The organism is Arthrobacter sp. Y3225116 (genome assembly GCF_059091245.1).
The window spans coordinates 1-7,133 of the sequence record NZ_JBNHGL010000150.1 but is presented as its reverse complement, the minus strand read 5'-3'; the positions used below and the strand labels follow the sequence as shown (position 1 = coordinate 7,133).

At 68.2% G+C, this 7,133-nt stretch carries 8 protein-coding genes; 3 read left to right on the top strand and 5 right to left on the bottom strand.

Translation table 11 applies throughout. The annotated features are described in order from the left end of the window. Positions 1-64: 64 nt before the first annotated feature. Together AC5RV2_RS12710 and AC5RV2_RS12705 are read right to left on the bottom strand one after the other, a co-directional pair. The gene (locus AC5RV2_RS12710; protein WP_494092626.1) at positions 65-1,468 is read right to left on the bottom strand and encodes a DEAD/DEAH box helicase; all 1,404 of its coding nucleotides are present in this window, start codon (positions 1,466-1,468) and stop codon (positions 65-67) included. 325 nt (positions 1,469-1,793) lie between these two features. Then, the gene (locus AC5RV2_RS12705; protein ID WP_494092625.1) at positions 1,794-3,341 is read right to left on the bottom strand and encodes an RNB domain-containing ribonuclease; all 1,548 of its coding nucleotides are present in this window, start codon (positions 3,339-3,341) and stop codon (positions 1,794-1,796) included. A gap of 51 nt (positions 3,342-3,392) precedes the next feature. Here AC5RV2_RS12705 and AC5RV2_RS12700 point away from each other — a divergent pair, with 51 nt between their 5' ends. Together AC5RV2_RS12700 and AC5RV2_RS12695 are read left to right on the top strand one after the other, a co-directional pair. Then, positions 3,393-4,088, top strand: coding sequence for a ferritin-like fold-containing protein (locus AC5RV2_RS12700; RefSeq protein WP_494012558.1), 696 nt, complete (start codon positions 3,393-3,395; stop codon positions 4,086-4,088). A 98-nt stretch (positions 4,089-4,186) separates the two neighbouring features. After that, the gene (locus AC5RV2_RS12695) at positions 4,187-4,522 is read left to right on the top strand and encodes a 4a-hydroxytetrahydrobiopterin dehydratase (RefSeq protein WP_494092624.1); all 336 of its coding nucleotides are present in this window, start codon (positions 4,187-4,189) and stop codon (positions 4,520-4,522) included. Between the two features lie 23 nt (positions 4,523-4,545). Here the strand turns inward: AC5RV2_RS12695 and AC5RV2_RS12690 are convergent, their stop codons facing one another. The 3 genes from AC5RV2_RS12690 to AC5RV2_RS12680 are packed head-to-tail and all read right to left on the bottom strand — an operon-like array spanning position 4,546 to position 5,754. Next, complete coding sequence (locus AC5RV2_RS12690; RefSeq protein WP_494092623.1) at positions 4,546-4,845, bottom strand: hypothetical protein; 300 nt, start codon at positions 4,843-4,845, stop codon at positions 4,546-4,548. A 6-nt stretch (positions 4,846-4,851) separates the two neighbouring features. Then, positions 4,852-5,076 (bottom strand): DUF3107 domain-containing protein, encoded by a 225-nt coding sequence (locus AC5RV2_RS12685; protein ID WP_136784705.1) that lies wholly within the window; start codon positions 5,074-5,076, stop codon positions 4,852-4,854. A 57-nt stretch (positions 5,077-5,133) separates the two neighbouring features. Next, positions 5,134-5,754 (bottom strand): TetR/AcrR family transcriptional regulator, encoded by a 621-nt coding sequence (locus tag AC5RV2_RS12680; protein WP_494000274.1) that lies wholly within the window; start codon positions 5,752-5,754, stop codon positions 5,134-5,136. Positions 5,755-5,872: 118 nt separating this feature from the next. On the opposite strand from AC5RV2_RS12680, the gene moeB reads away from it, so the two are divergent. Further along, a complete protein-coding gene (gene moeB, locus AC5RV2_RS12675; RefSeq protein ID WP_494092622.1) occupies positions 5,873-7,057 on the top strand; it encodes a molybdopterin-synthase adenylyltransferase MoeB in 1,185 nt (394 codons plus the stop codon). The last annotated feature ends 76 nt before the right edge of the window (positions 7,058-7,133 follow it).

The window sequence follows — 7,133 nt, the reverse complement described above, 5'->3', positions numbered from 1 at the left end:
CGAAAGAGGATCCCTTCTACCGCCGGAGGCCGAACTTGCTCGACAGACGGCATCCAGCAGGGCGTCAGTAAGGGCTGCCCTTCGGACCCTCGAAGGCGGAGCGGGCCGGGTGCTTTCCGGTCTCGCCGAGGTCTTCGAGCTTCTCGGCGTCGATGCCGGCGAGCTTGCGCTGGCTGCGCGGAAGCCTGCCCTTGGTGCCTTCGGGAATGTTCAGGTCGGTGAACAGGTGCGGGGAGGAGGAGTAGGTCTCCTGCGGTTCCGGTACGTCCAGGCCGAGGGCCTTGTTGATCAGGCCCCAGCGCGGGACGTCGTCCCAGTCCACGAAGGTGACGGCGGTGCCCTTGTTGCCGGCGCGGCCGGTCCGGCCCACCCGGTGCAGGTAGGCCTTCTCGTCTTCGGGGCACTGGAAGTTGATCACGTGGGTGACGTCTTCGACGTCGATGCCGCGGGCAGCGACGTCGGTCGCGACCAGCACGTCCACCTTGTTGTTGCGGAACGCGCGCAGCGCCTGTTCGCGGGCGCCCTGGCCGAGGTCGCCGTGGATGGCGCCGGCGGCGAACCCGCGGTCGATCAGCTCCTCGGACAGCTTGGCGGCCGTGCGCTTGGTCTTGGTGAAGATGATGGTCCGGCCGCGGCCCTCGGCCTGCAGGATGCGGGCCACCACCTCGTCCTTGTCCAGGTTGTGTGCGCGGTAGACGACCTGGCGGATGTCCTTCTTGGTGATGCCTTCGTCGTCCGGGTCGGCGGCGCGGATGTGCGTCGGCTGCGTCATGTACCGCCGGGCCATGGCGATGACCGGTCCGGGCATGGTGGCGGAGAAGAGCATGGTCTGGCGCACGGCCGGGGTTGCGGCCAGCAGCGTCTCGACGTCCGGCAGGAAGCCCAGGTCCAGCATCTCGTCGGCTTCGTCCAGGACCACGATGCGGACGTTCTTCAGGCTCAGATGCTTCTGGCGGTGCAGGTCGATCAGCCGGCCGGGGGTGCCGACCACGACCTCGACGCCCTTCTGCAGCAGCTCGATCTGGGGCTCGTAGGCGCGGCCGCCGTAGATGACGGCGACGCGGGCGTTGCGCTGCTTGGAGGCGGTCATGAGGTCGTTGCCGACCTGCACGGCCAGTTCGCGTGTCGGCACAACGATCAGGGCCTGCGGCGCACCGGGCACCGGAAGCTTGTCGAAGCCGTCGTCGTCAGGTCCCACCACCCGCTGCAGCGCGGGGATGCCGAAGCCCAGGGTCTTGCCCGTACCGGTCTTGGCCTGGCCGATGATGTCGTGGCCGCCCAGGGCCACCGGCAGGGTCATGGCCTGGATCGGGAAGGGGTGGGTGATGCCGGCGTCGAAAAGCGACCGCACGATGTCCGCGCGGACGTTGAAGTCGGCGAAGGTCTGCTTGGGCAGTTCGTGGGGGCGTTCGTCGGAGGCCAGCACGGCCTCGACGACCAGTTCTTCGGCGCTGTTGTCAGCGTGGATGAGCTGTTCGCCAGCCACCTGGATATTTTCAGTGTTCAATTACATACCGTTCATTCAGGCGCCGACGCCGGCGGTGCTCAACGGTCCCGCAGGTGCTGCGGGAGCGGAACAAGGCGGAAGCGTGGCGCAACCAGTGGAAGCCGATCGCGGGCTAACAACTGCTTTCCCGGCCGGCCAACGAGGCAGCCAAGGAGGTTAAAGATCGCGTAGGGACGGATCTGTTGATGGATTCACTTCACTCAATCAACGACCGGGCATCCAGTACTACACGATTAAGTCTACCGGTCGTTGGCAAACCGGGCCCTGCGGCGCACCGTGCGGGGCATTAACCGTCGGCGAGTTCGAAGTGCAGGCGCCGTTCCTCGATGTCCGCCACGGTCAATCGAACGCGCACCGTGGCCCCCGCCGCCAGGATTCCCGAGCACCGTGCGGTGACCGGCGGGTCGCTGAGCTGGACCACGCCGTACGGCTCCTGGCCGCCGTTGCCTTTGCCCCTGCCGGCCACCAGGACTTTCCCGTTGCCGTTGCCGTTCCCGTTACGGCCGCCGGCGCCGTTGGCGTTGCCGTTGCCATTACCGTTGCCCGGGTACCGGGTGCCGGTGATCACGACGGCGTCGAACTCTTCCCCGACGCGGTGGCTCAGCAGCGCCGTTTCAACGGCGTCCAGGGCAGCGCGGTCCACCCGTCCCGCCAGCTGGTCGGAGGCCGCCATCAGCTTGGGCAATTCCTCCAGCGCGTCCTGGGCCCACTGCGGGACGGGTTCGCCGGCGCACAGGGCATGGCAGATCACCAGCACGAAACGGTCCACCAGCCGCCGCAGGGGCGCCGTGGCGTGCGCGTAGGGGGCGGCAATGGCGGCCTGCTGCCGTTCGGGCGGGAGCTCGCCGACGAACGGCGTGTAGCCGGCACCGCGGAAGAGGGCGGTGGCCCCGTGCATCAGGGCCAGCTGCTTGGGATCGGTGGTGTCCAGGCTGCGCAGATAGTCGCCGTAGGCCATCTCGTGCGGCCACGGGAACCCCAACGCCTCGGTCTGCCGGCGGTACTGGGCCTCGGCGTCCGCGTCCGGTCCCGGCATGGTGCGCAGGATCCCGATCCTGCCCTCCAGCATGATCTTGGCCGCGGCCATCCCGGTCATCAGCGATATCTGGGCGTTCCAGTCCTCCACCGGCAACGGCGGCCTGGTGACAATGAAGTAGTGCCGGCCGTCATGGGCGATCTCCTGGTCGGGGACGTTCAGGCTCGCCCCGCCGCGCTCGCGTTCGAGCTCCACCCGCTTGCTGCCCACTTCCTTCAGCAGCAGCAGGGTGGGCGCCGCGTCGCCCGAATCGATGTCCTGCTGCACCTGCTCGTAGTTCAGCTTGGCCCGGCTGCGCACCCTGGCGCGTTCCAGGGTGGCAGCGGTGACGCGCGCAGCGGCGTCGAGCTCGAATCGCCACACGTAGGCCGACCGCAGCTGGTCCGCCAGCAGCGACCCGGCCTGTTCCCCGATGACGTCGGGATGCAGCGGGATCCGTCCGTCCGGGGCATAGATCGTCTGGCCCCGCCGCCGGGTTTCGGCATCCAGTTCACCGCCGGCCTCCACAAAGGAGGGGACGTCGGCGATCGCGTACCAGACCGTGTAACCGCCGTCGGTGGACTCGATGTACAGGGCCTGGTCCAAGTCGGTGGACGCGGGCGGATCGATGGTCACGAATTCCAGTGCGGTCAGATCGGTCTCCGGCAGCCGATGGGCGGCCACGGCGGCCCGGGCCTCCGCGAGTGCGCCCGCGTCGAACTCCTGCGGCAGGTCGAACTCTGTCCGCAGGTCCTTCAGCACCCGTGCCAGCAGATGCTGGGACTCGTTGACCTTCGGGTCCAAATGCGGGTACGGCACACGGTTAGCCTAACGGCAGCCGCGTCGAAATGGGACGCTACCCTTGGATTTATGAGCACCGTGAGCACCGTTCCCGCAGCGCCCGGCGAGGATTCCGGCCGCCGCCGGCAATTCCTGATCGATCTGTACGGCGTGATGGCCTACGGCGAGCTGTCCGCCTTCGAGCGGTTTTCCTCCGACGCACGCTTTTCGCCCACCTTGCATGACCGGGCCGCCGTCGGCCGGCTCGCGGTGACCGAGTTTGAACATTTCGAGGCCGTGGCCGCGCAGCTGGAGCAGCTGGGCGTGGACGTGGAAACGGCCATGGCCCCGTTCCAGCCCTCCATCGATGCCTTCCACGACCGGACGCGCCCGGCCGACTGGTACGAGTCCCTGATGAAGGCCTACGTCACCGACGGCGTGCTGGGCGACTTCTACCTGCACATCGCCGGGGCCCTCGACAGCGAGACGCAGAAGCTGGTCGCCCGGATCAAGGAAAACACCGAGCAGATCTCCATGATCGCGGCCCGGCTGCAGCAGGTGCTGGCCGACGATCCGCGGCTGGCCTCGCGGCTGGCGCTGTGGGGGCGCAGGCTGGTGGGGGAGGCCTTGACCCAGGCCCAGCGGATTGGGATTGAGCGCGCCGTGCTCAGCGAGCTGATGCGGGGGCAGGATCCCGACCGGCAGGCGCAGGCCACCGGAGAGTTGTTTGCCCGGCTGACCCAGAACCATTCGCGCCGCATGAATGACCTGGGCCTGACGGCGTGAGCGCGGGCCTTCAACGCGGTTGGGTTCGCCGGTAGGCTGGCGGCACAGGCGGCCGCAAGCCGCGGCAGCCGCAGACCGCCGCGCAACCGGGAGGCATCGTGGGACGTGCGAAAGACGTACTCGGCAGTGAGGAAATCGACCGGCAGCTGCGCGGGTTGCCGCAGTGGCGCTACGCGGACGGAGCGCTGGTCAGCGCGTTCAAGCTGGACAATGGGCGCGAGGCCCTGAACTTCATTGCCGCCGTGGGCGACCTGGCCGAGGAGCAGCGGCATCACCCGGACCTGGACTGGCGGTACAACAAGGTCTTCTTGCGCTTCACGTCGCATGACGCCGATTCCGAAGTCACCACCCGTGACGTGTCCGCGGCGGCAGCGGTGAGCGTGCTGGCCCGGAAGCTCGGCGCGGACGCAGACCCGGACAGCTATCCCGGCTAGCTTCCTGCCCCGGCTGGCTTCGTTCAGCCCAGCAGGGCGGTCAGCCGTTCGGTATCCCGTTGCGCGCGGCGGCGTCCGATCCACCAGGCACCGGCCCACGCGGCCGGAACGGAAACGGCCATCGGCAGCAGCCAGGACAGGAAGTGCACGCCCGGTTCGGAGCCCAGTCCGGCGGCCATGAGGACGAACCAGAGCAGCACCGCCGCCGCCACCGCGATCCCGGGCAGCAGCAGCACCCCGTAGGCGTGGCGCCGCCGGTCCACCGCCCAGGCAGTGAAGCCGACGGCGGCGGCGACGAGCACCAGCAGGACCAGTGCGACCATGGCTGGTTACAGGGCGCCGAATCCGACGGGGCGCGGCCCCTCGGCGCCGATCTCGACGTAGGCCAGGACATTGGACGGGATGATGACCAGGCGTCCCTTGGCATCGGTCAGGCGCAGTTCGGCGCCGCCGTTCATGGCGCGGCTCGCGATCTCGGCCACCTCGTCCGGCGACTGCGACGAATCGAGCACGATTTCACGGCCGACGTTCTGCATGCCGATCTTCACTTCCACGCTGATGCCTCCTGGTAATGCTGTAAGCCGGGTGGGTTCCCTACTGGCGAATCTATCCTAGGGTTCCTTCGGGAAGCGTGAAATTCCGCGCCAAGCTAAACGGTAGATCAGTTCGCTCGCGGCGTCCTGGTCCAGTTCCCCGCCCGAGCGCAGCCAGTGCCGGGCACTGATCTGCGCCATGCCGGCCAGGGCCCGGCCCAGCAGCGTGGCCTCGACCGCCGACAGCTTGGTGTCCTCGGCGATGACTCCGGCGATGGCGCTGGCCAGCCGCGCATTGAAGTCCTCCAAGCGGCCGCTCACGTCGGGGTCGTTGTTCAGATCGGATTCGAAGACCAGCCGGTGCGCCTGGCTGTCTTGGGCGATGAACTGGTAGTAGGCCCGGATGGTGGCGTGCACGCGGAGTTTGTTGTCCGTCGTCGAGTTCAGCGCGGCCATCAGCATCGCGTTCAGCGATTCCAGATGGTGATCCAGCAGGGCCAGGTAGAGCTCCCGCTTGCCGGGGAAGTGCTGGTAGAGCACCGGCTTGCTCACGTTCGCTGCGTCGGCGATCTCGTCCATCGCCGCCGCATGGTAGCCGTTGACCACGAAGACCTCGTGTGCCGCCTGCAGCAGCTGGCGCCGTCGTTCCTCCCGCGGCAGTCGGGTGGGCTTGGCGGCTGAGCGGGGTTCTGTCGTCACGGTATTACACGGCCTCTTCCGGCGCTGCGGTCAGGAAAACTTACAGCGCCACGGTGCAGTAAGTGTCAGTCCCGACCAGTCTACGCACCAGCAACCGGCTGGGGCGTAGATTGGAAGAATGAGCACCTTGGAGACCCGGCAGCTGCCGCCGCTGGTGGAACCGGCAGAGTCCCTCAGCAAGGCCGAGACCGAGCGGTATTCGCGGCACCTGATCATCCCCGAAGTCGGCATGGCCGGCCAGCTGAGGCTGAAGAACGCCAAGGTGCTGGTGATCGGCGCCGGCGGCCTCGGATCGCCGGCCATGCTGTACCTGGCCGCCGCGGGGGTGGGCCGGATCGGGATCGTGGACGACGACGAGGTGGAAGCGAGCAACCTGCAGCGCCAGGTCATCCATGGCGTGGCGGACCTGGGTCGCAGCAAGGCGGCCTCGGCACGGGACAGCATCCTGGCGCTGAACCCCGGCGTGGACGTGGTGTTGCACGAGGTCCGGCTGGACACCGGCAACGTCCTGGAGATTTTCGCCGGCTACGACGTCATCCTGGACGGCACGGACAACTTCGCCACCCGGTATCTGGTCAACGACGCCGCCGCGCTGCTGGGCAAGCCCTACGTGTGGGGATCCATCCTGAGGTTCGACGGGCAGGTGAGTGTCTTCTGGGACGCCCACGGGCCGAACTATCGCGATCTCTATCCGGAGGCGCCGCCGCCCGGTTCGGTGCCGTCCTGCGCCGAGGGCGGCGTTCTCGGCGTCCTGTGCGCCCAGATCGGCTCCGTGATGGTCAATGAGGCGATCAAGCTGATCACCGGCATCGGGCAGACGCTGTTGGGCCGCGTCCTGGTCTTCAACGCCCTCCAGATGAGCTGGCGGGAGCTGAAGGTGCGCAAGGATCCCGACGCCGAGCCGATCACCGGGCTGGCCGACTACGAGGCGTTCTGCGGGGTGGCGCCGGCGCGCCCGGTCGATGCCGACCACGCGGTGGACGCCCGCACCCTGTCCCGGATGCTGGCCGACCGCGATGCCGGCAGGGGCGGCTTCGAGCTGATCGACGTCCGCGAACCGGGCGAATACGAAGTGGTGAACATTCCGGGCGCCGTCCTGGTTCCGAAGGGACGCATCCTCTCCGGCGAGGCCCTCGAGGACCTGCCCCGGGACACGGACCTGGTTTTCCACTGCAAGTCGGGCGCGCGCTCGGCCGAAGTCCTGCAGAGCCTGCTGGCGCGCGGCTACACCCGGGTATCCCATCTCGACGGCGGAATCCTGGCGTGGGTCAGGGACGTGGAGCCCTCGAAACCGGTGTACTGAAGCTCACGCCCGACGCCGGTCGGTCGGCTGCAAGCGCCGCGGCCGCCTCAGGCCGTGGCGGCCTCTTCGCCGTGCC

Coding starts and splice junctions, on each gene's coding strand:
- AC5RV2_RS12700 (WP_494012558.1), top strand. CDS start 3,393: ATGAGCACCGTGAGCACCGTTCCCGCAGCGCCCGGCGAGGATTCCGGC.
- AC5RV2_RS12690 (WP_494092623.1), bottom strand. CDS start 4,845: ATGGTCGCACTGGTCCTGCTGGTGCTCGTCGCCGCCGCCGTCGGCTTC.
- moeB (WP_494092622.1), top strand. CDS start 5,873: ATGAGCACCTTGGAGACCCGGCAGCTGCCGCCGCTGGTGGAACCGGCA.